This is a genomic window from Billgrantia aerodenitrificans (assembly GCF_021404405.1).
Classification (GTDB): Bacteria; Pseudomonadota; Gammaproteobacteria; order Pseudomonadales; family Halomonadaceae; genus Halomonas; species Halomonas aerodenitrificans.
Genome location: NZ_JABFTV010000004.1, coordinates 37,523 through 64,007, shown reverse-complemented (window position 1 = coordinate 64,007; position 26,485 = coordinate 37,523). Strand labels below are relative to the sequence as shown.

The window sequence follows — 26,485 nt, the reverse complement described above, 5'->3', positions numbered from 1 at the left end:
AGGGGTCAGGCGATCTCGGCCTGCGGGCGCGGATCGTGCACCAGGGCGGGCTGCCAGGCCGGCGCAGCGGCGACGCCTTGCTGCGGCGCTTCGATGCGGAACCACATGACCTCTTTCACCAGCAATTCCACTTGCTGGCGAAGCGTCGCCGCCTCGTCGGCCGCCCGCTCCACCAGGGCAGCATTCTGCTGAGTCACTTGATCCATCTGACCGACCGCGGTGTTGACCTGCTCGATGCCGATGCGCTGTTCGCCGGACGCCGAGGCGATTTCCTCCATCAGATCGGTCACCCGGGTGACGGCTGCGACGACCTCACGGATGGTGCTGCCCGTTCTTTCGACGAGCTCCGCTCCCTGACCGACCTGCTGGTGGGACGACTCGATCAAGGTCCGAATCTCACGCGAGGCCTCGGCGCTGCGGCTGGCCAGAGTTCGCACCTCACCCGCCACCACGGCGAATCCTCTGCCCTGCTCACCGGCCCGCGCCGCCTCCACGGAAGCATTGAGCGCCAGGATGCTGGTCTGGAAGGCAATCGAGTCGATTACCTCGATGATGTCTTTTACACGCCCGGCGCTCTGAGCGATCCCCTGCATCGTGGCGACCACGTTGGCCATCATCTCCCCGCCCTGGTGTGCCGTTCGTCTGGCTTCCAGGGCCAGTTGGTTGGCTACGTTGGCGTTCTCGGCGTTCTGGCCCACCGTCTGCGTCAGCTGCTCCATGCTGGCCGCGGTCTCCTCGATCGACGCGGCCTGCTGCTCCGTGCGGGCCGAAAGGTCCTGGTTGCCCATCACGATCTGATCGACGCCGGCATTGATCCGCTCGGTGCCGCCATGCACATTGACCAGCGAGGCCACGAGACGCTGACGCATGCTCTCGATACCCGCCAGCAGACTGGACTGGTCGCCGGCCTTGAGCGCCAGCGCCTGGGTCAGGTCGCCGTCCGCGATTCGCCGCACTATCTCCTGGGCATGGTGCGGCTCGCCGCCGAGACTCCTTAGCACGTCACGGATGATCCAGCCCATGGCAAGGGTCAGCAGGATGCCGATGCCCAGCAGCAGCATGCCCAGCTCGATCAGGCTCGCCCAGAAGGCGGCGTTGATGTCATCCATGTAGACGCCTGCTGCCAGGTCCCAATTCCAGCCGGGCACCCGCTGCACGTAGCTCATCTTGGGCACCTCTTCGGAGCCGGCCTGGCTGCGCTGAGACATATAGCCGACGAAACCGCCCGTCTGAGGATTGCGGTCCGCCGTCGCCTTCAGTTCCCGATAAAGGTACAGCCCGCTCTTGTCCTGGAAGTCGCGCATGGAATCGCCCAAGGCACGACGGGGATGAGCCACGATACGAATGTCGCTGTCGAAGGCGAAAATGTAACCATCCTCACCGAAGCTCAGGTTCGCCAGGCTTTCGATGGCCCTGGCCTGGGCTTCCGCTTGCGTCAGTTCACCGCGTTCGGCGCGTGAGGCAAGGCTCGCCACCATGTCCCGTGCGCTGCCGACGAAATACTCGAGGCTCGCGATCCGCTCATTCAGCAAACCCTCGCGCTTGTCGTAGGCCGTCCACCCCACCAATACCAGCATCCCCACCCACATCAAGCCCAATGTCGCCCACAGCTTGGTACTTGTCGCCCAGTTGCGCATCGTCTCTGTTTCCTTGGATTCGTCTATCACTTAGTCGTAATACGGGGAGAACCGAAAGCACGTCTGGCGCTTTCGGTTCGGTTCTTGAACGGGCTTCATTGGCCCGTTCTGGTTGTTTGGTTCAAACCGGCAGCAGCCGGCTTTCCATGGAATGGTGTTCGAGCCTTGCGCGGGCATCGTTTCCGCCCTGCTCAAGCTGTTCGAGATGCTCGCTGACACGGAAACGGGCGATCAGCCTGGCCATCTCTCCGGCCTGATCGTCCAGTGAACGGCTCGCGGTGGCGACCTGCTCGACCAGCGCCGCGTTCTGCTGGGTGGTAGCCTCGAGCTGGGCCACGGCCTGGTTGATCTGTTCGATACCCGCCGACTGCTCGCCGCCGGCCGAGGAAATCTCCGCCACCAGGTCGGAGACCTGGCGCACGTCTCGGGAGATGGCGGCCAACGCCTCGGAGGTGCGACCCACCAGGCCGTTGCCCGCCTCCACCCGTTGGGTGGTGTTGTCGACCAACTGACGAATGCGTTCTGCCTCCTCGGCGCTGCGACTGGCCAGCTTGCGTACCTCGCCGGCCACCACGGCGAAGCCGCGCCCGTGCTCACCGGCGCGGGCGGCTTCCACCGAGGCATTGAGCGCCAGCAGGTTGGTCTGAAAGGCGATGCCGTCAATGGCCGCGACGATGGCGGTAATCTGGCGGTTGGCCTCGGAGATCTGCTGCATGGCCTGGCGCGCCTCCTCGGCCACCCGGCTGGCCTGTTCGGCCTGGCTTACCGCCTGCTCCGTCATACTGCTGGCCTGGCGCGCGTTGTCGGCCGACTGACGCACGGTGGAAGTCATCTGCTCCATGCTGGTGGCGGTTTCCACCAGCGAGGCGGACTGCTCCTCGGTACGGCTGGCCAGATCCTCGTTGCCCTGGGCGATCTCGCCGCTGGCCGAGCCCACCCCGCGGGCGCCCTGCTGAATCGAAGCCACCAGGGCTTCCATGCTGTCCGTGGAGTGATTGAAGGCGGCATAGAGCCGCGACAACTCATCGCTGCCGGGCACTGCCAGCCGCTGGGTCAGATCGCCGCCGCGCGACTCGATCTGGGCTAGCGCCCGGCGCAGCGGCACGACCATGCTGCGCACCAGCAGGATGGAAAGCACGACGGAGACCAGAATGGCCGCCATGGCCAGACCGGCGAACGTCCATAACCCAATGCGAGCCTCGCTTGCCAGGCCATGGGCACGGACCTGTACATAGTCGGCCAGCGCCAGCTCCACTGCGCGCAGCCGCTCCAGCTTGCCGGTCTGGGCGTCAAACCAGCGTTCCGCGCGAATGCCATAGCCGCCGTCGATGCCTTGACGCATGGCGATCTGGCGCATCATGGTCAGTTCACCATTGGCCTCATGCTCGCCGGTGGCGGCACGATACCGAGCCCACATCTCGGCGTCGGCCTGGATGAGGAAGCTCTCCTCGAACGCCTCCTCTTCGCCGAGCAGGCGGAGAAAGCGGAAATAGACATCCTGCGACATGCGGTTGGCGGCGAAAGCGCTGGCCAGCAGCGCCCGCTCTATACCCGCCGTCTCCTTGATCTCGAGCAGGGAGTAATAGGCACCCAAGGCACGGGAGAGCTCTCCGGCATTACTCAGCGAACTCAGCCGCCCCACGTTTTCGGCCAGCCGTGAATTAATCTCGGTGTAGTAGTCCAGCGCATCCAGATCACGCATGCGCAAGGTGTCGACCGCCTGACGGGTGGTGCTCAGTTCGGCCAGCAGCGCATTGATCTCCTCACGCCGCAAGTCGATTTCGCTATCGCCGCTGGTGCCTATCCCATCCCAAGCTCTGTGATAGTCAGCCAGCTGATCGTCTACCCGGCTGCGCTGGGCGGCCAGTCGCTCGCCGAAGGCCTCACCGCGGCTGCCGATGAAACCGACCGACAAACCACGTTCCACCTGCAGCTCATGTATCAGGCCACCGAGCTGCACCGACAATTCGGTGATGCGATCGACCTGCTGCATGTTGTTGGCCATATGGTGTCTGTCCATGATGCCGCTCGCGGCCAGCCAGACGATGATGCAAAGGGGCAGCGCCAGCACAAGCATGAACTTGCGGGAAACTGGAGTGCGGTGAAGGAGGTTTTTCATCTGTTGGAACCCTGCCAAGCTCGAAGATATCGGAAGTCGTGACGTGGCTGGCGTAGCGTGCCGTTGTAGTTGTGATATCCGTCGGCCATCGTGGCGCTGCCTGTCGGCGCGCGAAGTCTTCTTCGGCCGGGCAGCGGGAATCTTGAGCCTCGCTCGCGTCGACTCGCTCGATTCATTGACGAGCGTCACACCTGCGTTCAATAGCTGCGCCGCCCTCTCGTCTCGGCTTGCCATGGCGGCTTGAGTTTGCGTTGGCCACCTCAGAGAACTTCGACATCATGGACGAAACCGTGGAATAACCGTGCATCACGGAACCCGGCGGGCTGGCGAGGTTCACAGCTACTGTCGCCCAACAGCCATGCGGTCTTGCCATGAATCGATCCTCACGAGCCCTGGCTCGCCTGACTCTTTCCGTTCTGCTGCTGGCCTGGCTTCCGGTCAAGGCCGTGGCGGCCGCACCCCAGCCCGACGCCCAGCTGCAGCCGTTCAGCGCCAGCTATCGTCTGGAGGTGAGGGGCTGGCCCAACGCCACCATCGAACACCAACTGACCCGAGAGAGCGGCCACTGGCAGAGCCGCATGCAGGCCGCCATCGCCGTGGCCCGGGGCAACGAACGCAGCCGTTTCATCGTCACGCCCGAGGGCGTGCATTCGGTGAACTACGCCAGCGGCTACTCGCTGTTCGGCGTGGGCGGGAACTATCGCCTGGGCAGCAGCGAACTGGCCGAGCTGCCGGACCGCCAGGCCGCCCTGATCGAACTCTCGCGGCGCGCCCTGAACGGCGGCTGCGAGAGCGATAGATGCCGCCTGGTCTACCAGGATCACCGCGGCCGCGAGGAGACCCTCGACTACCGCCTGCTGGGCACCGATGTAGTGAAGCTGCCCGCTGGCGAGTTCCAGGCGCTCAAGGTCGAGGTCAGCGAGCCGGACACACCGGAGCGCAGGATGGTGTTCCACTTCCACCCCGAGTATCCCGGCTTGCTGCTGGCGGTGGATTACCAGCGCGACGGCGAGCGCCGCAGCCGGCTCACCCTGACCTCACTCAGGACAGACTGAGCACGAGACCCGGCGCCGGGCGCAAAAGCCTGGTAGAGTTGGCGGTTTTCGCCGCCCTGAGCGGCCGGGCTGAAGGAAGTCGTCATGCTGTCGGGGCTATTGATCGTGCTGTTGCCGCTGGTGCTGGGCTATCTGGTGCCGGTGCGAAGTCCCGACGTCCTGGCCGTCATCAATCGCGGCGTCAGCGCCTCGGTCTACGTCATTCTGCTGCTGATGGGCATCAGCCTGGCGGGGCTCGATGAGCTGGGCCGCGAGCTGTCACGTATGGGCGGGCAGGCACTGACGCTGTTCACGGTGATCACCGCCTGCAACCTGCTGGCGCTGGGGTGGCTGTCACATCGTCTGGCCCTGCGCATGGGGCCGTCTCCGGTGGTGGCCGATGCGCCCACCACTAAACTGGCCGCACTGGTCGGTTCCCTGGCCCTGGTGGCGGTGGTGGCAGGCGGCGTGCTGATCGGCCTGGCGCTTGCCTGGCTGGGCGGCGATGCCATCTTCCAGCATGCCGAGCTGATGGCCGAATGGGTGCTCTACGTGCTGCTGGCACTGATCGGCTGTCAGTTGCGCAACTCCGGCATGCCACTGCGGCAGATCCTGCTCAACCGCCACGGGCTGGCCATTGCCATGACCCTGGCCGTGAGCTCCCTCATCGGCGGCTTGCTCGCCGCTCCCCTGCTGTCGCTGAGCTGGAACGAGGGCCTGGCGCTGGCATCGGGCTTCGGCTGGTATTCGCTCTCGGCGATACTGGTCGGCGATCAGCTCGGCCCCGTGTTCGGCGGGGTGGCTTTCTTCAACGACCTCAGTCGCGAGCTGCTGGCCTTCATCCTGATCCCGCTGTTCATCAAGCGCTACGCGCCACTGGCCATCGGTTACGGCGGCGCTACCTCCATGGATTTCACCCTGCCGGTGATCCAGCAGCACGGCGGCGTGGCCTGCGTGCCCATCGCCGTGGTCAGCGGTTTCATCCTCTCGCTGCTGTCGCCGCCACTGATCCTGTTCTTCCTGTCGCTGTAAGAAGCGGGAGCTATGCTCAGGAAGCAACGGCAAGCGCCAAGCCCACTGTTAGCCGAAAGTCTAGGTTGAACTCTCCAGGCAGACACGGCTAACTGAGCGGCGAACGATCTTAATCGTTTAAGATTCCTCAGCCGCCATTGATAACAACAAGCCGACAAGGATACCAGCATGTACAAGAAGACGTTGCTTTCCACCCTCGTCGTTGCCGGAGCCGCCAGCCTCAGCCACGCCCAGGCCGCCGACCTGACCATCTCCTGCGGTGCCGTGGGTGCCGAGCTGCAGCTCTGCCAACAGGGTGTGCGGGCATGGGAAGAGAAGACCGGCTACAGCGTCGACGTGGTCTCGACGCCCAACTCCTCCACCGAACGCCTGTCGCTCTACCAGCAGATTCTCTCCGCCAACTCCACCGACATCGACATCATGCAGATCGACGTCGTATGGCCGGGCCTGCTGGCCAACCACCTGCTCGACCTGCGTGAAGTGCTGGGCGAGAACGCCGGCGAAGGACACTTCTCCGCCATCGTCGAGAACAACACCATCGACGACCGCCTGGTGGCGATGCCCTGGTTCACCGATGCCGGCGTGCTCTACTACCGTGCCGACCTGCTCGAGCAGTACGGCTTCGAGGCGCCGGAAACCTGGGAAGAGCTGACCGAAATCGCCCGCGAGATACAGAACGGCGAGCGCGAGGCAGGCAACAGCCGTATGCACGGCTACGTCTTCCAGGGCCGCGCCTACGAGGGGCTGACCTGTAACGCCCTGGAGTGGGTGGCCAGTCACGGTGGCGGCACCATCGTCGATGGCGAGGGCGAGATCACCATCAACAACCCGCAGGCCGCCGCGGCATTGGACCTTGCCGCTTCCTGGATCGGCGACATCTCGCCCAACGGCGTCCTCAACTACACCGAGGAAGAGGCCCGCGGCGTGTTCCAGGGCGGCAATGCCGTGTTCATGCGCAACTGGCCCTATGCCTGGGCGCTGGCCCAGAGCGAGGGCAGCGAGGTGCGCGGCAAGGTGGGCGTGACCCAACTGCCCTATAGCGGCGACGGCAGCACCGCCGCCACCCTGGGCGGCTGGAACCTGGCGGTATCGCGCTACAGCGAGAACCCCGAGCTTGCCGCCGAGCTGGTGGCATTCCTGGCCGGCGAAGAGGAGCAGAAGCGGCGCGCCATCGAGGGGGCCTACAACCCGACCCTCGAAGCACTCTACCAGGATGACGAAGTACTCGAAGCGGTGCCCTTCTTCGGCGAACTCTACGAGACCTTCGTCAACGCCGTAGCACGGCCTTCGGCGCCCACCGGCGATGCCTATGGTCGCGTCAGCAACGCCTTCTTCAGCGCCACTCACGACGTGCTCTCCGGCAGCCGTAGCGGCGAGCAGGCGATGAGCGACCTGGATCACGAGCTGGCCCGTCTCAAGCGCCGCAACTGGTAACCCCCTTCAGGAGCCCGCCATGTCGACTCCCGTGACCGAAAGCGCGCCGATACCGGCGCGCCCCCTGCCGGCAAGCTATCGCAGTACCAAGGTGAGGCGGCAGCGAGTGCGCGCCGCCTGGTTCTTCCTGGCGCCGATGCTGGTGACCCTGGCCATGGTGGCCGGCTGGCCGCTGCTGCGCACTTTCTACTTCAGCTTCACCGACGCTTCGCTGTCGGACATGAGCGATACCCTGTTCATCGGGCTGGAGAATTACCTGGTCTACGACGACGGCCGCTGGTTCGGCGTGCTGGCCGACCCCATCTGGTGGCGGGCGGTATGGAATACCGTCTACTTCTCGGTGGTTTCGGTGTCGCTGGAGGTGGTGTTCGGGGTCATCGTCGCCCTGGTGCTCAACGCCGAGTTCAAGGGCCGCACCCTGGTGCGCGCCGCGGTGCTGATCCCCTGGGCGATCCCTACCATCGTCTCGGCGCAGATGTGGGCGTGGATGCTCAACGACCAGTTCGGCATCATCAACCACCTGCTGATGGCGCTCGGCATCATCGCCAGCCCCATCGCCTGGACCGCCGACGCCAACTACTCCATGTGGGCGGTGATCATGGTCGACGTGTGGAAGACCACGCCGTTCGTCGCCCTGCTGGTGCTGGCGGCACTGCAGATGCTGCCCAAGGACTGCTACGAAGCCGCCGAGGTCGACGGTATCCACCCGGTCAAGGTGTTCTTCCGCGTCACTCTGCCGCTTATCACCCCGGCGCTGATGGTAGCGGTGATCTTCCGCCTGCTCGATGCACTGCGCGTGTTCGACGTGATCTACGTGCTCACCTCCAACTCCACCAGCACCATGTCGATGTCGATCTACGCCCGCCAACAGCTGGTGGAGTTCCAGGACGTGGGCTACGGCAGCGCCGCTTCCACCCTGCTGTTCCTGATCATCGCCCTGGCGACCATCGCCTATCTCTATCTGGGCCGCAAGCAACTGCAACTGGGGGGTGACTGATGACCTCGCGCCAGCTTTCCAAACTCGCAGCGCGTGTCGGCTTCTGGCTGCTGGTGACCTTGATCGTGGTGATCGCTGTATTCCCGTTCTACTACGCCATCAAGACCTCCTTCACGCCTTCCGGCGACCTGTTCCGGGTCGAGCTGTGGCCGACGCGGGCAACGCTCGCCAACTACGTGCAGATTTTCTCCCAGCGCAGCTTTCTGCAGGCGATCTTCAACTCCATCCTGGTCGCCACCAGCGTGGTGTTCATCGCGCTGCTGCTGGGCATCACTGCCTCCTACGCCCTGGGGCGGGTACGCTTCCGCGGCCGCACCTCGGTGTTGCTGATCATCCTCGGCGTATCGATGTTCCCCCAGGTGGCGGTGCTGTCGGGGCTGTTCGAGGTGATCCGCGCGCTCAACCTCTACAACAACCCGGGCGGGCTGATCCTGAGCTACACCATCTTCACCCTGCCCTTCACCGTGTGGGTGCTGACCACCTTCATGCGCCAGCTGCCCCTGGAGCTCGAGGAGGCCGCGATCATGGACGGCGCCACGCCCTGGGTAACCATCACCAAGGTGTTCCTGCCATTGATGTGGCCGGCCATGGCAACCACCGGGCTGCTCGCCTTCATTGCCGCCTGGAACGAATTCCTGTTCGCCCTGACCTTCACCCTGACCGACAGCCAGCGCACGGTGCCGGTGGCGATCGCCCTGCTCTCCGGCGGCAGCGCCTACGAGCTGCCCTGGGCGCCGATCATGGCCGCTTCGGTAGTGGTCACGGTACCGCTGGTGGTGCTGGTGATCATCTTCCAGCGGCGCATCGTCTCGGGGCTGACGGCCGGTGCGGTAAAGGGATGAATCGGAGCGGCTGAACCCGACACGAACAGGATTGTCCACGGCAACTCGTACCTGACGAACAACCATGCCATCGAGGCTTGATCAAGGGAAACTCATGCAAGACAACACATTCTGGTGGCGCGGCGGCGTCATCTACCAGATCTACCCACGTAGCTTCATGGACAGCAACGGCGACGGCGTCGGCGACCTGCCGGGGGTCACCGAGCGGCTCGACTACGTCGCCTCGCTGGGCGTGGACGGCATCTGGCTGTCGCCCTTCTTCACCTCGCCGATGCGCGACTTCGGTTACGACATCAGCAACTATCGCGACGTCGATCCGCTGTTCGGCACCCTGGCAGACTTCAAGGCCCTGCTGGAGCGCGCTCATGCACTCGGCCTCAAGGTGATCATCGATCAGGTGATCAGCCACACCTCGGACCAGCACCCCTGGTTCCAGGAGAGCCGCAGGAACCGCGGTAACCCGCGCGCCGACTGGTACGTGTGGGCCGATCCCAACCCGGACGGCACCGCGCCCAACAACTGGCTGTCGATCTTCGGCGGTCCGGCCTGGACCTTCGACAGTCGGCGCCAGCAGTACTACCTGCACAACTTCCTGTCGAGCCAGCCGGACCTCAACTTCCACAACCCCGAGGTGCGCACCGCCCAGCTCGACAATATGCGCTTCTGGCTCGAGCTGGGGGTCGACGGCTTCCGCCTCGACACGGTCAATTTCTACTTCCACGACCAGCACCTGCGCAGCAATCCGGCGCTGACCATCGACGCCACCCGCACGCTGGGCGCGCCCAAGGAGAACCCCTATACCTGGCAGCGCCACATCTACGACATCAGCCGCCCCGAGAACGTCGAGTTCCTGCGCGAGCTGCGAGCGCTGATGGACGAGTACCCCGGCACCACCACGGTGGGCGAGATCGGTGACGACACGCCGCTGGAGCGCATGGCCGAGTACACCTCGGGGGGCGACAAGCTGCACATGGCCTACACCTTCGACCTGCTCAACGCACCGCGCTCGCCGGACTACATTCGCGGCGTGCTCGAGCGCTTCCAGCAGTTCGCCGGCGATGCCTGGCCGTGCTGGGCGCTGTCCAACCACGACGTAGTGCGCAGCGCCACCCGCTGGGGCAGCGAAGAGTGCGCCTTCGCCTACCCCCGCGTGGCGCTGGCCCTGCTCTTCTCGCTGCGCGGCAGCGTCTGCCTCTACCAGGGCGAGGAGCTCGGCCTGCCCGAGGCCGAGGTGCCCTTCGAGCGCATTCAGGACCCCTACGGCCTGCCGCTGTGGCCCGATTTCAAGGGCCGCGACGGCTGCCGCACGCCGATACCCTGGGACGATACCCCGCTGGCCGGTTTCTCTCACGTTGAGCCGTGGCTGCCGGTGGCCGAACCGCACCTGGCCATGTCGGTGGCACGTCAGCAGGACGACCCGGAGTCGATGCTCAACGCCACCCGTCGCCTGCTGCGCTTCCGCCACCAGCACCCGGCCCTGTTCGACGGCGACATGACGCTGCTCGACCTGGGCGAAGCGCTGGTCGCCTTCACCCGCCAGCGCGGTGGCGACAGGCTGCTGTGCGTGTTCAACCTCACCGGTCAGCCCCAGAGCGCGACGCTGCCCGAGGTGCGCGAAGCGCTGCAGGAGCACGGTTTCCAGTACGAGGTGAGCGGCGGCAAGTTACATCTGCCGCCCTATCAGGCGGCCTATTTCCGGCTCTAGATGGTTCTGAAAACAACGACCGGCCGTATAGCGGCCGAGGATGGATCGAATGGCAAGCGTCACCCTCGACAAAATCAACAAGGTCTTCGGCAGCACGCACATCATCAAGGATGTGGACCTGGCGATCGGTGAAGGCGAATTCGTGGTCTTCGTCGGCCCCTCGGGCTGCGGCAAGTCCACCCTGCTGCGCCTGATCGCCGGGCTGGAGTCGATCAGCGACGGCGAGCTCTCCATCGGCAATCAGGTGGTCAACGAGCTGCCGCCGCGGGAGCGCGGCGTGGGCATGGTGTTCCAGTCCTACGCGCTCTACCCGCACATGACCGTGTACGAGAACATGGCCTTCGGCCTCAAGCTGGCCAAGACCGCCAAGGAGACCGTACACGAGCGGGTGATGGCGACGGCGCGCATCCTGCAGCTCGAGGAACTGCTCGAGCGCAAGCCCAAGGCGCTCTCCGGCGGCCAGCGCCAGCGCGTGGCCATGGGTCGCGCCATGGCCCGGGAGCCGCGCATCCTGCTGTTCGACGAGCCGCTCTCGAACCTCGACGCCTCGCTGCGGGTACAGATGCGCAACGAGATCGCCCGCCTGCACAAGCGGCTCGGCTCGACCATGGTCTACGTGACCCACGACCAGGTCGAGGCGATGACCCTGGCGGACAAGATCGTGGTGCTCAATGGCGGTCGCGTGGAGCAAGTGGGCAGCCCCCAGGAGCTCTATCAGCGCCCGGCGACCAAGTTCGTGGCCGGCTTCATCGGCTCGCCGACGATGAACTTCCTGCCCGCACGCCTGCTCGGTGCCGATGCCACCGGCTGCCGGGTCGGCGCCACCGGGCTGACCGAGCTGGCGCTGCCCCAGGATGCCTCGGGCCATACCCAGGGAGCGGCGCTGACGCTGGGCATTCGCCCCGAACACCTGCGTCTGAGCGAGGCTCAGGGCAGCGAGGGCTTCGAGATCGTCAACGTCGAATACCTGGGCAACGAGGTATACGTCTACCTGGAGCCCAAGGAGGGCGAGACCCTGCTGATCCAGCGCGGCGAAGCGCCCACGACGTGGCGGGTCGGTCAGCGCGTGACGCTGGCTCCCGACCCCGAGCACGTGCACCTGTTCGACGCCGGAGGTCGGGCGCTGTCGGTCAAGGCCGCACGCGCCGTGGCCTGAGACCATGGTAGCGTTACAAAAATAGACGGCGGGACTGTCCCGGCCACGGCCGGGGCGGTATGCTGGGCGCCGTACTCATTAGCAGGGAAATAATCGTGTCGCCACCGGCCCGCCGTATCACCCTCAAGGATCTGGCCCGCGAGCTCGGCGTCTCCACCGCCACCATATCCAATGCCTTCAACCGGCCCGACCAGCTCTCGCCCAGCCTGCGCGAGCGCATTCTCGCCGAGGCCAAGCGGCTGGGCTATCGTGGTCCCGACGCCAAGGCGCGCAGCCTGCGCACCGGGCGTTCGCGCATCATCGCGGTGGTTCTGGCCGAGAGTCTTACCTACAGCCTCAACGATGCCGTCTCCAGCGAGTTTCTCTCCGGCGTGGCCGAGGTACTCGACAGCCAGGGCCATACCCTGCTGCTGCTCTCGGCACGGCAGGTCAATTGCCAGTTGGTCGACTCGGCAAGCATGGCCGACGGCTTCATCGTTTACGGCTTGATGCCCTCCGCCGAGCTGTTCGACTCGCTGCCCCTCCACGCTGCGCTGGTGGCGGTCGACTTCAACGTGGCGGGCCATCCTTCGATACACGTCGACAACGAGCCTTCCTGCTTCGAGATCGCCGACCACGCGCTGTCGGTCGCCCCACGCAAGCGACCGGCCATCGTCAACCTGCGCCTCACGGCGGAACCCTGCAATGGAAGAATCGATCCGCAGCACACCCTGCTCTCGGCCGAACTCACCATTACCCGCTCGCGGCTGGCCGGCTTTCATGCCGCCCTGGAAAAGCACGACTTCGACCTCGAACGGATCCCGATGTGGAACGTGGAGGAGAACACCTTCGAGGTATGCGCCCCGGTGATCGAGGAGATTCTCGATCTGCCCGACGCCGAGCGTCCAGACCTGCTGCTGTGCATGTCGGACCGTATCGCCCTGACCGCCCTGACCCTGGCCGAGCAACGCGGCCTGCGTATTCCCGATGACCTGAGTCTGATCGGCTTCGACGGTATCGCCGAAGGCCAGTACCGGGCGCCGCGGCTGACCACGGTGCGCCAGGAGAGCAGCGAGAAAGGACGCCTGGCGGCGCGCATGATCCTGGGCCTGGAGCCGAGCCACTCACGCCTGCTGACGACCGAGATGATGCTGGGCGAGACCTGCTCCTAGGAGCTGATTCGTTAAACAGCGGGCTCGCTTGCACGTTGCTTGCACACTTCATGACCATTGGCTGCATCGCCTTGCGAGATGCTGCATGGGCCCACCCTTCGCCGCGAGCCCACGATGCCAGCCTTACCTCTGCTCTCCCTGTCTTCTCCCGGTCGCGCCGGTCGCCGTCAACGGGGGCGCTTTACCCTGGGCGCCCTGCTGGCCGTGCTGGTTCTGGCAGCAGGCGCGGCCGGGGCCTGGTGGCTGGTCTCGCAGCCGCCGCGCATCGAGCGCCGGGCACCGGTCGAGCCACCCGCCCCGCTGGTGGACACCGTGCTGGCACAGCGTCAGGCAGCGGCGCCGTCGCTGCACGGCTTCGGCCGGGTGATCGCCGAGCGCGAAGCGCACCTGGCCAGCCGCGTAAGCGGCGAACTGCTCGAGTTCACTGACGCAGCGCTACCGGGCCGCGTGGTCGAGGCCGGCAGCGTGCTGGCACGACTCGACGACGCCGACCTGAGGCTGGCCCTGCGCGAGGCCGAGGCCGCGCTGGCCCAGGCCGAGGCGGCACTGGCCATGGAGCGCGGCGAGCAGCAGCGGGCCGAGACGGAGTATCGCAGCTTCGGCCGCGAGCTTTCCGCCGAGCGCCGCGCGCTGGTGCTGCGTCAGCCGCAACTTCATCAGGCCGAGGCCGAAGTGGAACGGGCCCGTGCCGCCCGCGACCGGGCACGGCTGGAGCTGGAGCGGGCCACCCTCACCGCGCCCTGGCGCGGAATGGTGCAATCGCGGCTGCTGGGCAGCGGCAGCATGGTGAACAACGGCACCGAGCTGTTGCATCTGGTCGACGTCTCGCGCTTCTGGATTCGCGTCTCGCTGCCCGGCGAAGCGCTGGGCTGGCTGCACGCCGCCGACGCCAACGGAGCGGGCAGCGGCGTGACGCTCTCGACACGTACCTGGCCCGGCGGCGAGACTCGCCGCGGCGAGGTGATCGCGATCCTGCCGGCGCTGGAGGAACAGGGCCTGCAGGCCCAACTGCTGGTGGCGGTCGACGATCCGCTGGGTCTCGACAACGGCGCAGCGGCCCTGCGCCTGGGCGATATGGTGCGCCTGGAGTTCGAAGCGCGCCCGCAGGACGATCTGTTCGTGCTGCCTGCCGCCGCTCTGCGCCCGGGTGACGAGCTATGGCTGCTCGACGAGGAGGAGCGTCTGCGTCGGCGCACGGTGAGCGTGATACATCGCGGTGAGACGCGGGTACTGATCGCCGATGGCCTCGAAGACGGCGAACGCGTAGTCACCTCGCAGTTGGGCCAGCCGCGCACGGGCATGCGCCTGCGCTCACGCATCGCCGACAGCGAACGTCCCGCCGGTGAGCGTCGGGAGTCCCGCTCATGATGCGCCGTGGTCCCATCGCCTGGATGGTCAATCACGGCGTCGCTCCCAACCTGCTGATGGTGCTGCTGATCGTCGGTGGCCTGTTGGCGTCGCTTGCGATCAAGAAGGAAGTGTTCCCCGAGTTCGAGCTGGAAATCGTCCACGTGGCGATCGGCTATCCCGGCGCCACTCCTGAGGAAGTGGAGCGCAGCCTGCTGCTGCCCATGGAGGCAGCCCTGGCCGACGTCGACGGCATCGACGAGATGACCGCCACCGCCAACGAGGGCGCCGGGCGTGTCTCCCTGTCCCTGATCGACGGGGTCGACGTGATGCGCGCCTATCAGGACATCCAGCAGGCGATCAACGCCATCACCAACCTGCCCGCCGCCGCCGACCCGCCGCGCTTCAGCCTTGCCGGTCGTGCGCGCAGCGTGATGAACCTGCAGGTGCACGGCTGGGTCGACGACCGGCTACTGCACGACGTGGCCGAGGATCTGCGCGCCGAGCTGCAGGCCGCCTCCGGCATCTCGCGGGTGGAGCTGGCGGGCAATCGCGAGCGCGAGGTGCAGATCCTGCTCGACGAGGAGGCGATGCGCCGGCATGGCCTCGACCATCGCGGGCTGGCCTCGCGAATCGCCGACGAGGCACTGGATCTCGCCAGCGGTCGTCTGGCCACCGCCGAGGGCGAATGGCTGATCCGCTACCAGGGACGCCGCGACGAGGCTCGCGAATTCGCCGAGCTGCCGCTGATCGGCACCACCGACGGCGGTCAGCTGCGCCTGGGGGACATCGCCCGGGTGGTGGACGGTTTCGCCGAAACCGATCGCGAGGTGCTCTACAATGGTGCTCCTGCACTCAGCCTCGAGGTGTACCAGATCGGCAACCAGACCCCGATCGGCATCTCCGATGCGGTGCACGCCCAGCTCGAACGGCTGCGTGCCGGCCTGCCCGAGGGGGTCTATCTGAGCGTGTCCCAGGACACCTCGGAGATCTATCGCGACCGCCTCGACCTGCTGCTCAAGAACGCCTGGCTGGGTCTGGCGCTGGTGCTGGTGCTGATGGCGCTGTTCCTCGAGGCGCGTCTGGCGTTCTGGGTCACCCTGGGCATCCCCACCGCCTTCCTCGGCGCCATGCTGTTCCTGCCGTGGCTGGGCGTGTCGATCAACATGATGTCGATGTTCGCCTTCATCATCGCGCTGGGCATCGTCGTCGACGACGCCATCATGGTGGGCGAGAACATCCACAGCTATCGCGAGCAGGGCCACTCTCTGCGCGAGGCCGCCGTGCGTGGCGCCCGCGAAATGGCGGTGCCGATCAGTTTCGCCATTCTCTCCAATATCGTCGCCTTCATGCCGCTGCTGTTCCTGCCGGGCTTCCTGGGAATGATCTTCGCCGTCATCCCGGTAGTGGTGGTCACGGTGTTCCTGGTGTCGTGGCTGGAGGCGCTGTTCATCCTGCCCGCGCACCTGGCCCATCGTGCCGGTGGCCGCAAGCCGGCGCCCTGGCTCAGGCCGCTGGACCGCCTGCGCCGCACCCTGCAGAACGGCCTGACGCACTTCACCCAGCAGCGCTTCGAGCCGTTTCTGCAGCGCGCCCTGAATCAGCGCCTGCTCACCGTGAGCCTGGCCATCGCCGTGCTGGCCCTGGCCATCGCCTGGAGCTTGAGCGGTCGCATGGGCTTCTCGCTGATGCCGCGGGTCGAGTCCGACCGGGTTCAGGCCACGGTGACCCTGCCGGTGGGCAGCCCCATCGCCGACGATCGCCGCATTCGCGATCAGCTGCTCGATGCCGCCATGGCGCTGAGCGAGCGCGACGATGGCCCACGCTTCGCCGCCAGCCGCGCCCAGATCGACGGCGACCGTTTGAACGTGCGCCTGACCATCGAGCGCGACAGCCTCAATGCCTGGCCGCCGTCGCGAGTCGCGCGGGAGTGGCGCGAAGAGGCAGGCGACATCATGGGCGCCCAGGCGGTACGTTTCGAGTCGGATTTCGGTGGCCCTGGCGCCGGTGCCGGCCTCACTCTGCGCCTGTCGCACCCCGACAGCCGCGCGCTGGAAGCCGCCGCCACCCGGCTGGCCGACGAGCTGACCGAGTTCGAGGGTCTGACCGACATCGACAGCGGTCTGGCCGACGGCAAGCCTCAGCTCGAACTGCGCCTGGCGCCGGAAGGCCGGGCGCTGGGTCTCACCGGCGCCGACCTGGCCGCTCAGCTGCGCGGCCCGCTGCAGGGCGTCACCGCCATCGAGCAGTTCGTCGGGCGACACGAGATCAGCGTGGCAGTGCGTCTGCCCAGTGAGGAGCGCGACAGTCTGGGCCATCTCCACCAGTTGCCGATTCGCACGCCGGATGGTCAGGTGGTGCCGCTTGCGCGCATCGCCGAGATCCATCTCGGTCGTGCGGCAACCACCCTGCAGCGCGTCGACGGCAGGCGCCAGATCAGCGTCACCGCCGATACCGAGAGCGACGCGCAGATCAACCAGGTGGTGGCCACCCTGCAGGCGGACGTCTTTCCCGCCCTGCAAGCGGCCTGGCCGGGGCTCGAGTTGACCCTAGGTGGCCGCCAGCAGGAGACCGCCGAGAACGTCTCCGCCTTGAGTCACGCCACCTGGCTGACGCTGATCGCCCTGTATGCGCTGCTGGCGATTCCGTTTCGCAGCTACCTGCAGCCGCTGCTGGTGCTGGCGGCGATCCCCTTCGGCGTGATCGGCGCCATGGCCGGCCATGCCATCATGGGCTTCGGCCTCTCGGTGATCAGCCTGATGGGCATGCTGGCGCTCTCGGGAGTCGTGATCAACGACGCTCTGGTGCTGATCGACTACGCCAACCGGCGCCGGCGCGAAGGCTTCGGCGCCCGCGAGGCGATAGTCGCCGCGGCGACCCGGCGCTTGCGCCCGATCATGATGACCACCCTGACCACCTTCCTGGGGCTCGCCCCGATGATCTTCGAGACCTCGCGCCAGGCCCGCTTCATGATTCCCATGGCCATCTCGCTGGGCTTCGGCATGCTGTTCGCCACCGTGATCCTGCTGGTGCTGGTACCCTGTCTCTATCTGATGCTGGAAGGATTGCGCGAGCGATGGGAACGCCTGACCACTACCGTTACCACTCAGGAGACGACCCGATGAGGCCGCGCCTGCTCCGCGCCCCGTTCTCTCATCTGGGCGTCAAGCTGTTCGTCATCATCCTGTCGGTCAACGTGGCGATCGCCGGGCTGGTCTTCCTGTCGGTGTCGCGCAGTCTCGACCGGGGCTTTCTCGACTATCTCGAGACCACCCAGGTGCAGCGTGCCGAAACCCTGGCCGAGGGGCTGGGCCAGGAGTGGGCACGCCGCGGCGGCTGGCAGTGGCTGCGCGACTCACCGCCGGCCTGGGAGCGGCTGGTGCGCCAGCAGCTGTGGCCGGGCGAGCGTCAGCCGCCCCATGGCATCGAGCGACGCCTGGGCGATGCCCGCGACTTCGTGCTGCACGATGCCGAGGGCCTGCCGGTGATCGGCCTGCCGCCGGACGACCAGGAAATGGCCGCCGAGCTCCACTGGCTGCCCATCGAGTATCGCGGTCAGCGGGTCGGCACCCTGGGCTATCGCCCGCCGCAGCAGCTGATGGCGCGCATGGATCGTATCTTCCTCGCGCGCCAGCAGCGCAACCTGGGCATCATCGTCGCCTCCCTCGGCCTGGCCTCGCTGCTGCTGGCAGGTGGGCTGGCCTGGTGGCTGGGCCGACGCACCCGCAGCATGGCGCTCGCCACGCGCAGCCTGATCGAAGGCGACTACAGCGCCCGCCTGCCGGAGCGCGGCCGCGACGAACTCTCTCGCCTGGCCCGCGACTTCAACATGCTGGCCGCCACCCTGGAGGCCAGCCGCGAGGCCCGCAGTCGCTGGGTATCGGACATCGCCCACGAGCTGCGTACGCCGCTGGCGGTACTGCGCGGCGAGATCGAGGCCATGCAGGACGGCATCCGTCCCTTCAACGAAGACAACCTGCACTCGCTGTCCCAGGAGGTGGGTCAGCTCGAGCGTCTGGTCGCCGACCTGCGCCTGCTCTCCCAGAGCGATGCCGGCGCCCTCGAGGTGCAACTGGCACCGCTCGACCTGGCGGCCAGCCTGGCCTCGCGCCTCGAGGAGGCCGGCGGCTGGCTAGGGGATTGCGGCATGACGCTCACCACGTCGATCCAGGGCCCGGCCTGGATCCGCGGCGATACCCGGCGCCTGCGCCAACTGTGGACCAATCTGCTCGACAACAGCTGTGCCTATACCACCTCGCCGGGCCAACTGGACGTCAGCCTGACTCAGGACGGGGAGCGAGTACGCGTGACCTGGCAGGACAGCCCGCCAGGCGTGCCGGAAGCATCGCTGGAGCGCCTCACCGAACGCCTATACCGGGTCGAGGGCTCGCGCAGTCGCGCCAGCGGCGGCAGCGGACTGGGACTCTCCATCGCCAGCGCACTGGTCAAGAGTCACGGCGGCACCATGCAGGCCTCACCCTCGCCGCTGGGTGGGTTATGCTGGACCCTTGAGTTTCCCGCCCTGGTGGCCGATGAGCGAACCCCATGAGGAATAGCGCCCATGCATGACTCCGACGCCCCACGCGACACCCTGCTGATCGTCGAGGACGAACCCAAGATCGCCCGCCTGGTGGCCGACTACCTGGAGGGCAGCGGCTTCGCCACCCAGCACATCGACCACGGCGATCAGGTGCTGCCATGGCTGCATGAGCGAGCCGGCGAGGAACGGCTGCCCGCCCTGGTGCTGCTCGACCTGATGCTGCCCGGCACCGACGGCCTCACCCTGTGCCGCGAGATTCGCCAGCGCTGGCCGGGCGTTGCCATCATCATGCTCACGGCGCGGGTCGAGGAGGTCGACCGCCTGCTGGGCCTGGAGCTTGGCGCCGACGACTACATCTGCAAGCCCTTCAGCCCGCGGGAGGTGGTGGCCCGGGTCAAGGCGGTGCTGAGGCGTAGTCAGGCGCTGCGCGACCCCGCCGCGGCCGGCGGTAGCCAGCTCACCCTCGACGACGAAGGCTGGCGCGCGCTGGCCGACGGCCAGGACCTGGGGCTCACCGCGGTGGAATATCAACTGCTCAAGGTGATGACGCAGGCCCCCGGTCGCATCTTCACCCGCGATCAGCTGATGGACCGCATGTATCGCGATCATCGCATCGTTTCCGAGCGCACCGTGGACAGCCACGTCAAGAAGCTGCGGCGCAAGATCGCCGACATCTGGCCCGAGCGCGAGATCATCCGATCGGTGTATGGGGTGGGCTACAAATACCAACCCGAGGAATAAGAGGCTCATTTGTACCGCATCGGCATCCGAACCCATACTCATTGCACGTTTCGTGCAACTTGATTGCACAGGGCCGTACGACACTGCAAGCATCCACTCAACGTGAAGGAGTCACTCGCATGCGCCGTACCATTACCCGAAACATGCTGATGCCCGCCCTGCTCGCCGTGGCCATCGCCCCCATGTCGCTGGCCGCGGTGGCCGCTCCCGGTCAGGGCGAAGGCGGCTGGCACGAGCAGCGCCACGAGCGCTTCCAGGAGCGCCGTCAGGCCCTGTTCGAGCGCGCCGGGCTCGACGAGGAGACCCGCAGCGCCCTGGAAGAGGCCCACAGCGAGCACATGCAGGCACTGCGCGAGTTGCACGAGCAGCACCGCGAGCGCATGGATGAGATCCTCGACGAGGAGCAGCGTGAAGCCCTGCGCGAGGCCAAGCGCGAGATGCGCCAGGAGCACCGCGCCGAGCGCGGCGGTGAGCGTCGTCAGAGCATGCAGGAACGTCTGACCACCCTGGTCGACAGCTGGGAGCTCTCCGACGAGGAGCGTGAGCGGCTGACCGAACTGCGCGAATCCCTGTATGCCGACATGCAGGAGCTGCGCGGACAGGAGTTCGACTCCCGCGAGGAGCGCCGCGAGGCCTGGCAGGAGCTGCGCGACGAGCATCGTGAAGCCCTGACGGAAGTGCTCACCGAAGAGCAGATCGACGCTCTCGAAGCCTTCATGCAGCAGGGCAAGCACAAGGGCCACAAGCATCACGGCCGCGGCTGATTGCCAAGCGGCACCAGGTATGACACGAGCAGGCCCGGCATTGCGCCGGGCCTGTTGCGTTGCGCCCCTCGCCTCGCTCAGTTGTAGAGCACTCCCGGCAGCCAGAACACGATGCTCGGCACCATGTAGAGAATGAACATGGCCACGAACACCAGCAGCAGGAACGGGGCGATACCGATGAAGATGTCGTTGAGCTCGATGCCCTTGGGCGAGATGCCCTTCAGGTAGAAGGCCGACATCGCCATGGGTGGCGTCAGAAACGAGGTCTGGATGTTGAGCGCCACCAGCACGCCGAAGAACAGCGGGTCGATGCCGAACAAGTGCAGCAGCGGCAGGAAGATCGGCACGAAGATGATGATGATCTCGGTCCATTCCAGCGGCCAGCCCAGGATGAAGATCAGCAGTTGCGCCAGCAGCAGGAACTGCAGTGGCGTCAATGACATGCCGCTGATCCAGTGCTCGATGAGGGAATGGCCGTCGAGCAGCGAGAACACCGAGGAGAAGATCCACGAGCCGACGAACAGCCAGCACACCATGGCGCTGGTACGCGCGGTGAGGAACACCGCCTCGCGCAGCCGCGCCAGGGTCAGCTGGCGGTAGGCCGCCGCCAGTAAAATGGCGCCCAGTGCACCGATACCCGCGGCCTCATGCGGCGTGGCCAGGCCGAAGAGGATGGCCCCCAGCACCGACATGATCAGCACGAACAGTGGCACGAACGAGGTCAACAGCCCCCAGTACACCTCACCCAGCGGCACGTCGAGCTTCTCCGCCGGCAGCTTCGGCGCCACCTTGGGGTTGATCATCGCCCGCCCCATCACGTAGACGATGTACAGCCCCGCCAGCAGCAGCCCGGGAATCAGCGCCGCGGCGTAGAGACGCACCACCGAGACCCCGGCCATCGCCCCGTAGAGGATCAGCATGATGCTCGGCGGGATCAGAATCCCGAGGCAGCCCCCGGCACAGATCACGCCGCTCGACATGCGCTTGTCGTAGCCGGCGTTGAGCATGGCAGGCAGCGCCAGCAGCCCCATCAGCGTAACCACGGCGCCGACGATGCCGGTGGCAGTGGCGAACAGCGCGCAGGTGATCAGGCTGGCCACCGCCAGCGAGGCGGGCATGCCGCGAGCGGCAAGCTGCAGGCTGGCGAACAACCGGTCGAGAATGTTGGCCCGCTCCACCATGTAGCCCATGAAGAGGAACAGCGGCACGGCGATCAGCACGTCGTTGGACATGACCCCATAGGCGCGCTGCACCAGCAGCGAAAAGATGATATCGCCGATGGCGAAGTAGCCGAAGCCGATGCCCATGGCGATCAACGTGAAGGCGATGGGAAAGCCGAGCATGATCAGCACGATCAGCATGCCCAGCATCAGGATACCGATTTCCGGCTCGCTCATTGGCGGGGCTCCCCTGATTTTTCCTGGGCGGCCTTGATCTCCGCCTCCTTGTTGATGGGAATGGCGATCTCCTCCACGTCACCCAGCCGGCGCGGCCACTTGCCGTGTATGAGACACATCACGCAGCGCGTCACTTCCGCCACCCCCTGTAGGGCAAGCAGCGCCGCGCAGGCGGGAATCACGAACTTGTAGGGCCAGATGGGCGGGCCCCCGGGCGTATAGGAGCTGTGCTCGTTCTGACGGTAGGAGATGGCGAAGAAGTCCCAGCCGTAGAACACCAGCGCGAAGATGCCGGGGTAGAAGAACAGCAGGTAGAGCGCGAGCTCCAACCCGGCCTGGACGCGGATGGGGAAATAGCGCGACACCACGTCGGCCCGCACGTGGGCGTTGTGGGCCAGCGCATAGGCGCCGCTCATCATGAACAGGGTGCCGTAGAGCATGTAGCTGGTGTCATAGGCCCAGGTGGTCGGTGCCCCCATGGCATAGCGCATGAAGACCTCGTAGCTCACCACGAGGGTCAGGATCAGGATCGCCCAGGCGAAGGTCTTGCCCACCCAGGTGCTGAGATGGTCGATGAAGAACACGAAACGCATGGTCACCTCTCACCATCCCTGCGCCACCCATCGGGGTGGCGCAGGACGGAACATGAACCCGGCAGCGTCCTGAACCGGGGCAACATGCCGATCCGGGCCCGCAGGCCCGGTGGCTCACAGGATGGTTGAGGTATCGGTGGGCGACTTGCCGTAGAAGTGCACATACGCCGGCTCCTTGGGCGTGGTGTGCTCGAGGTGGTAGCCCACGACGCGCTCGCAATACTCCCGCTGATGCTCGACTACCTTCCTGAAGAACTCGTCGCGGGACTCGTTCTCGATCACCTTGTCCCACGCCTCGAGCTGGGCCTGCAGCACCGAGTCGGGTGTGATGTAGGTCTGTACTCCCTGCTGTTCGCGCATACCGTTGAGATCGCGCGGATAGCGCTCCATGGCCTTCCAGTACATCTCGGAAGAGGCCGCCTTGGCGGCATACTGCAGAATGGCCTGGAACTCCTCGGGCAGGCTGTCGTGCCGGTTCCTGTTGAAGATGATCTCGAAGGCCTCGCAATCCTGGTGATAGCTGCGCAGCATCCAGGTCTTGCTGACGTCGGGGAAGCCGAGCAGCCGGTCCGACGAGGGGTTGTTGAACTCGGCGCCGTCGAGCAGGCCACGATCCATGGCCGGCACGATATCGCCACCGCCCATGATGGTCACGGCTGCACCGAATTCACGCATCAGGTCCGCCGCCAGGCCCACGGTGCGGTACTTGAGCCCGCGCAGGTCGTCGGCGCTGCGAATCGGCTCCTTGAACCAGCCCAGCGCCTGAGTCGGCATGGGGCCGGTCTGGTAGCCCACCAGCGGCAGCTCGAGCATCTCCAGCAGTTCGCCGTAGAGCTCCATACCGCCTCCAGTCCAGTACCAGGCAAGGAACTGATGGGCATCCCAACCGAAGGGGGGTGGCGTGCCGAACAGCGAGAAGGCCTTGTGCTTGCCGTACCAGTAGGCCGTCACGCCATGGCCGCCGTCGAGCGCGCCGGAGATCACCGCATCCTGCAACTGCAGCGCTCCGACCACGGCACCGGCCGGCAGCAGGTTGAGGCGCAGGCGACCGCCGGACATCTCGTTGACGATGCGCACGTAGTCGGCAGCGAACTCGTGGAAGATATCCTGGTTGGGCCAGGTGCTCTGGAAGCGCAGCGTAGTGGTCTGAGCCACGGCGATACTGGGGAAGCCCACCGCGGCGGCCGCCCCGGCCCCCACGGCCGCTGCCGATCCCGTGAGGAAACGACGACGCGAGGTGTCGGTGGTGGATTTGCTGTCGCTGGCGCTCTGCCCGCCGGCCTGGGCCGCGGGCGCTTTCTTTTCATGAGCCATCAGATACTCCGGAAACAATCGTTATCGTTGTACTTCTTACCCGCTCGAGCCGGCACCGGTCCGAGCGGTCTTCCCGAAAGCATCCATGCCGATACTGGCATAGCGTGCGTGTTCCCTGACTTGCAGTCGGTTACATCAGGTATAGCTGGGGTAAGTAAGCCTGCAAGCGAACTTTGCGTAGGCTCAGTTAACGTTTCGCCCGAATCTGTTAACGCAGGGTTGAAGGGCACAGGCAAAGCGCGTATTTTATTTGAACGTTCATTCAAAAATAAGAGCGGCTTTCCGCCATGAAGTTGTCAGCCCTGACGCCATCATCCAATTCCGCCGCAGCGGCGTACGAACGATCTCCTTTCGGCTTCGGTAGTCGCCGACGGCCCCGTCAGGTCTGAAACATTGAGTGGTCCTCAGGCGTGCTTTCGATTGTCGAGAAACAATCTAGAGCGCGTCTCGACAGGGATTGGCGGAAGGGTTCATTCACTTCGGAATGGAGTTCGCCTACATGGCGCAGAACCTACCCAGCGAGCGTCGCGATCGGCTCAACCCCGTGGTCTTCCACGGCTCGATGGCCGGCATACTGGTCTTCCTCGTCCTCACCATGACCTTCACCGATCAGGCCGGCGCCTTCTTCGACGCCGGCCTGGCCTGGGTCAGCGAAACCTTCGGCTGGTACTACATGCTGGCGGTGCTGGTCTACTTGGTCTTCGTGATTGCCATCGGTATGTCGCGCTTCGGCCGCATCCGTCTCGGTCCCGATCACTCGCGACCAGAGTTCTCGACGCTCTCCTGGGCGGCCATGCTGTTCGCCGCAGGCATCGGCATCGACCTGCTGTTCTTCAGCGTCGCCGAGCCGGTGGCCCACTACCTGATGCCGCCGGAGCTGCCTCCCGAAAGCCAGGAGGCGATGCGCGCCGCCGTGGTCCAGACCTTCATGCACTGGGGGCTTTCCGGCTGGGGGCTCTACGTGCTGATGGGCATGGCGCTGGCTTACTTCAGCTACCGCCACCGCTTGCCGCTGGCCATCCGCAGCGCACTCTACCCACTACTGGGCAAGCGCATCCACGGCCCCATCGGCAACGCCGTGGACATCACCGCGGTGATTTCCACCGTGTTCGGCATCGCTACCAGCCTCGGTATCGGCGTGATGCAGCTCAACTACGGCCTGGCCTACATGTTCGACGTGCCCGAGAGCCTCTCGGTGCAGGTCGTCCTGATCGCGCTGGTAGTGGTACTCGCGACCATCTCGGTGGTCAGTGGGGTGGAGAAGGGCATCCGCCGGCTATCGGAGTTCAACATGCTGTTGGCGCTCGCGCTGCTGCTGTTCGTGCTGTTCCAGGGTCATACCCTGCAACTGCTCGACATGGCGGTGAACAACGCCGGTGACTACCTCTCCAGCTTCGTGGCCATGAGCTTCAACACCTACGCCTTCGCCGGCGAAGAGGCCAACGAGTGGAAAATGTGGTGGACGATCTTCTTCTGGGGCTGGTGGATCGCCTGGACGCCCTTCGTCGGCCTGTTCCTGGCACGTATCTCCCGCGGTCGCACCATCCGTCAATTCGTTGCCGGGGCGCTGGGCATTCCGCTGGCGTTCATGATGGTGTGGATGTCGGTGTTCGGTAACAGCGGCATCGAACTGGTGGCCAATCAGGGCGTCGTCGAACTCGGCGAACAGGCCCTGAATACCCCACAGACCACCATGTACACGCTGCTCGAATACTACCCCTGGGTCGGTATCACCGCCGCAGTGGTGACGATTCTCGGCATCGTCTTCTTCATCACCTCGGCCGACTCCGGCGCGCTGGTACTGGCGAACTTCACCTCGATCCTGTCGGACGTGAACCACGATGCCCCGATCAGGCTGCGCATCTTCTGGTCGGCGGTGATCGGCCTGGTGACGGTGGCGCTGTTGATGGCAGGTGGCCTGGCGGCGCTGCAGAGCGCAGTGGTGATCACCGCACTGCCCTTCTCGCTGGTGATATTCGCCATCATGCTCGGCATGTACAAAGCGCTGAAGCTGGAGGGCAGCAAGGCCGAAGCGCGCAGCCGCATCGCCGGCACCGCCCCGGGCGGCGACTGGCGCGAGCGTCTCGACCGCGCCCTGGACACCTCTACCCGCGCGGGCGCTGCCGCCACTATCGAGCACGCCATTCGTCCGGCACTCACACAGTTCGCCCAGGAGCTGGAGAGCCGCGGCCAGGAGGCCAACGTCAGCGAGGAGCAGCTCGAAGGCGAGGCGCTGCCCTGCCTGACCCTGCAGGTGGATCTGGAGAATGCCGCCAGCTTCGTCTATCAGGTGTGCCCGCACCGCATGCGCACGCCGAGCTTCCTGCCGGCGGACGACGACTACTACGTGCGGTTGGACGTCTATCTGGCTGAGGGCGGCCAGGAGAAGGATCTCAACGGCTTCACCCGCGGTCAGGTGATCGCCGACGTGCTCTCGGAATACGAGCGCCATCTGCACTTCCTGGCCCTGGCCGACGAGGGCGGCAGCGTGCAGGCCATGCCGGGAGCGGTGGGCGAGCCGCCGGCGGACGCCAGCCCGGCCTGATCGGCTCGCTTGGCCTGGCGCGGCGACACCTCACGGTGTCGCCGCTTTCTTTTGCTCCCTGAACATGGCATAGACGTTGGCCGCCTTGTGGCGACGCAATATGCGGGAGTAACGTTATCGTTACCTTGCACCTCTCT

Annotated in this window: 19 protein-coding genes; 14 read left to right on the top strand and 5 right to left on the bottom strand. The window is 65.8% G+C overall.

The window, feature by feature from the left end:
- Window positions 1-5: 5 nt before the first annotated feature.
- Together HOP59_RS23550 and HOP59_RS08660 are read right to left on the bottom strand one after the other, a co-directional pair.
- Window positions 6-1,637: a methyl-accepting chemotaxis protein gene (locus HOP59_RS23550; protein WP_010627074.1), complete on the bottom strand. Its 1,632-nt coding sequence runs from the start codon at window positions 1,635-1,637 to the stop codon at window positions 6-8.
- Between the two features lie 121 nt (window positions 1,638-1,758).
- Window positions 1,759-3,756, bottom strand: a complete 1,998-nt coding sequence (locus HOP59_RS08660) for a methyl-accepting chemotaxis protein (RefSeq protein ID WP_010627073.1) — start codon at window positions 3,754-3,756, stop codon at window positions 1,759-1,761.
- A 371-nt stretch (window positions 3,757-4,127) separates the two neighbouring features.
- Between HOP59_RS08660 and HOP59_RS08655 the strand changes: the two genes are divergently transcribed.
- From HOP59_RS08655 to HOP59_RS08595, 13 genes are all read left to right on the top strand, one after another.
- Window positions 4,128-4,811: a hypothetical protein gene (locus tag HOP59_RS08655; RefSeq protein WP_010627072.1), complete on the top strand. Its 684-nt coding sequence runs from the start codon at window positions 4,128-4,130 to the stop codon at window positions 4,809-4,811.
- 84 nt (window positions 4,812-4,895) lie between these two features.
- Entirely contained in the window at window positions 4,896-5,822 is a 927-nt protein-coding gene (locus tag HOP59_RS08650; protein WP_010627071.1) for a LysO family transporter, read from the top strand.
- 168 nt (window positions 5,823-5,990) lie between these two features.
- Entirely contained in the window at window positions 5,991-7,256 is a 1,266-nt protein-coding gene (locus tag HOP59_RS08645) for an ABC transporter substrate-binding protein (protein WP_010627070.1), read from the top strand.
- A 19-nt stretch (window positions 7,257-7,275) separates the two neighbouring features.
- Window positions 7,276-8,253, top strand: a complete 978-nt coding sequence (locus tag HOP59_RS08640; RefSeq protein ID WP_026037951.1) for a carbohydrate ABC transporter permease — start codon at window positions 7,276-7,278, stop codon at window positions 8,251-8,253.
- Window positions 8,253-9,095, top strand: a complete 843-nt coding sequence (locus HOP59_RS08635; protein WP_234253581.1) for a carbohydrate ABC transporter permease — start codon at window positions 8,253-8,255, stop codon at window positions 9,093-9,095. The genes HOP59_RS08640 and HOP59_RS08635 overlap by 1 nt, the downstream gene beginning before the upstream one ends.
- A 94-nt stretch (window positions 9,096-9,189) precedes the next feature.
- Entirely contained in the window at window positions 9,190-10,800 is a 1,611-nt protein-coding gene (locus HOP59_RS08630; RefSeq protein ID WP_234253580.1) for an alpha-glucosidase family protein, read from the top strand.
- 49 nt (window positions 10,801-10,849) lie between these two features.
- Window positions 10,850-11,956 carry an ABC transporter ATP-binding protein gene (locus HOP59_RS08625; protein WP_234253578.1) on the top strand — a complete coding sequence of 369 codons (1,107 nt, stop codon included), beginning with the start codon at window positions 10,850-10,852 and terminating at the stop codon, window positions 11,954-11,956.
- Between the two features lie 95 nt (window positions 11,957-12,051).
- A complete protein-coding gene (locus HOP59_RS08620; protein WP_010627065.1) occupies window positions 12,052-13,107 on the top strand; it encodes a substrate-binding domain-containing protein in 1,056 nt (351 codons plus the stop codon).
- Between the two features lie 114 nt (window positions 13,108-13,221).
- On the top strand, window positions 13,222-14,475 hold the full coding sequence (locus HOP59_RS08615) for an efflux RND transporter periplasmic adaptor subunit (RefSeq protein WP_234253577.1): 1,254 nt from the start codon (window positions 13,222-13,224) through the stop codon (window positions 14,473-14,475).
- Window positions 14,472-17,579, top strand: coding sequence for an efflux RND transporter permease subunit (locus HOP59_RS08610; protein WP_010627062.1), 3,108 nt, complete (start codon window positions 14,472-14,474; stop codon window positions 17,577-17,579). Before HOP59_RS08615 ends, HOP59_RS08610 begins: the two co-directional genes overlap by 4 nt.
- Window positions 17,576-19,003 carry an ATP-binding protein gene (locus tag HOP59_RS08605; protein ID WP_234253575.1) on the top strand — a complete coding sequence of 476 codons (1,428 nt, stop codon included), beginning with the start codon at window positions 17,576-17,578 and terminating at the stop codon, window positions 19,001-19,003. The genes HOP59_RS08610 and HOP59_RS08605 overlap by 4 nt, the downstream gene beginning before the upstream one ends.
- A gap of 12 nt (window positions 19,004-19,015) precedes the next feature.
- On the top strand, window positions 19,016-19,735 hold the full coding sequence (locus HOP59_RS08600) for a response regulator (protein WP_234253574.1): 720 nt from the start codon (window positions 19,016-19,018) through the stop codon (window positions 19,733-19,735).
- A gap of 119 nt (window positions 19,736-19,854) precedes the next feature.
- A complete protein-coding gene (locus HOP59_RS08595) occupies window positions 19,855-20,499 on the top strand; it encodes a hypothetical protein (RefSeq protein ID WP_010627059.1) in 645 nt (214 codons plus the stop codon).
- A gap of 77 nt (window positions 20,500-20,576) precedes the next feature.
- Here HOP59_RS08595 and HOP59_RS08590 read toward each other — a convergent pair whose 3' ends face one another.
- The 3 genes from HOP59_RS08590 to HOP59_RS08580 form a co-directional block, all read right to left on the bottom strand.
- Window positions 20,577-21,896 carry a TRAP transporter large permease gene (locus HOP59_RS08590; RefSeq protein WP_010627058.1) on the bottom strand — a complete coding sequence of 440 codons (1,320 nt, stop codon included), beginning with the start codon at window positions 21,894-21,896 and terminating at the stop codon, window positions 20,577-20,579.
- Window positions 21,893-22,489 (bottom strand): TRAP transporter small permease subunit, encoded by a 597-nt coding sequence (locus HOP59_RS08585; RefSeq protein WP_234253924.1) that lies wholly within the window; start codon window positions 22,487-22,489, stop codon window positions 21,893-21,895. The genes HOP59_RS08590 and HOP59_RS08585 overlap by 4 nt, the downstream gene beginning before the upstream one ends.
- Window positions 22,490-22,603: 114 nt before the next feature.
- Complete coding sequence (locus tag HOP59_RS08580; RefSeq protein WP_010627056.1) at window positions 22,604-23,803, bottom strand: TRAP transporter substrate-binding protein; 1,200 nt, start codon at window positions 23,801-23,803, stop codon at window positions 22,604-22,606.
- Window positions 23,804-24,302: 499 nt separating this feature from the next.
- Here HOP59_RS08580 and betT point away from each other — a divergent pair, with 499 nt between their 5' ends.
- Window positions 24,303-26,348, top strand: coding sequence for a choline BCCT transporter BetT (gene betT, locus HOP59_RS08575; protein WP_234253573.1), 2,046 nt, complete (start codon window positions 24,303-24,305; stop codon window positions 26,346-26,348).
- The last annotated feature ends 137 nt before the right edge of the window (window positions 26,349-26,485 follow it).

Bases quoted from the DNA above. Each gene is read 5' to 3' on its own strand.
- HOP59_RS23550 (WP_010627074.1), bottom strand. From the start codon at position 1,637: ATGCGCAACTGGGCGACAAGTACCAAGCTGTGGGCGACATTGGGCTTG.
- HOP59_RS08660 (WP_010627073.1), bottom strand. From the start codon at position 3,756: ATGAAAAACCTCCTTCACCGCACTCCAGTTTCCCGCAAGTTCATGCTT.
- HOP59_RS08655 (WP_010627072.1), top strand. From the start codon at position 4,128: ATGAATCGATCCTCACGAGCCCTGGCTCGCCTGACTCTTTCCGTTCTG.
- HOP59_RS08650 (WP_010627071.1), top strand. From the start codon at position 4,896: ATGCTGTCGGGGCTATTGATCGTGCTGTTGCCGCTGGTGCTGGGCTAT.
- HOP59_RS08645 (WP_010627070.1), top strand. From the start codon at position 5,991: ATGTACAAGAAGACGTTGCTTTCCACCCTCGTCGTTGCCGGAGCCGCC.
- HOP59_RS08640 (WP_026037951.1), top strand. From the start codon at position 7,276: ATGTCGACTCCCGTGACCGAAAGCGCGCCGATACCGGCGCGCCCCCTG.
- HOP59_RS08635 (WP_234253581.1), top strand. From the start codon at position 8,253: ATGACCTCGCGCCAGCTTTCCAAACTCGCAGCGCGTGTCGGCTTCTGG.
- HOP59_RS08630 (WP_234253580.1), top strand. From the start codon at position 9,190: ATGCAAGACAACACATTCTGGTGGCGCGGCGGCGTCATCTACCAGATC.
- HOP59_RS08625 (WP_234253578.1), top strand. From the start codon at position 10,850: ATGGCAAGCGTCACCCTCGACAAAATCAACAAGGTCTTCGGCAGCACG.
- HOP59_RS08615 (WP_234253577.1), top strand. From the start codon at position 13,222: ATGCCAGCCTTACCTCTGCTCTCCCTGTCTTCTCCCGGTCGCGCCGGT.
- HOP59_RS08610 (WP_010627062.1), top strand. From the start codon at position 14,472: ATGATGCGCCGTGGTCCCATCGCCTGGATGGTCAATCACGGCGTCGCT.
- HOP59_RS08605 (WP_234253575.1), top strand. From the start codon at position 17,576: ATGAGGCCGCGCCTGCTCCGCGCCCCGTTCTCTCATCTGGGCGTCAAG.
- HOP59_RS08600 (WP_234253574.1), top strand. From the start codon at position 19,016: ATGCATGACTCCGACGCCCCACGCGACACCCTGCTGATCGTCGAGGAC.
- HOP59_RS08595 (WP_010627059.1), top strand. From the start codon at position 19,855: ATGCGCCGTACCATTACCCGAAACATGCTGATGCCCGCCCTGCTCGCC.
- HOP59_RS08590 (WP_010627058.1), bottom strand. From the start codon at position 21,896: ATGAGCGAGCCGGAAATCGGTATCCTGATGCTGGGCATGCTGATCGTG.
- HOP59_RS08585 (WP_234253924.1), bottom strand. From the start codon at position 22,489: ATGCGTTTCGTGTTCTTCATCGACCATCTCAGCACCTGGGTGGGCAAG.
- HOP59_RS08580 (WP_010627056.1), bottom strand. From the start codon at position 23,803: ATGGCTCATGAAAAGAAAGCGCCCGCGGCCCAGGCCGGCGGGCAGAGC.
- betT (WP_234253573.1), top strand. From the start codon at position 24,303: ATGGCGCAGAACCTACCCAGCGAGCGTCGCGATCGGCTCAACCCCGTG.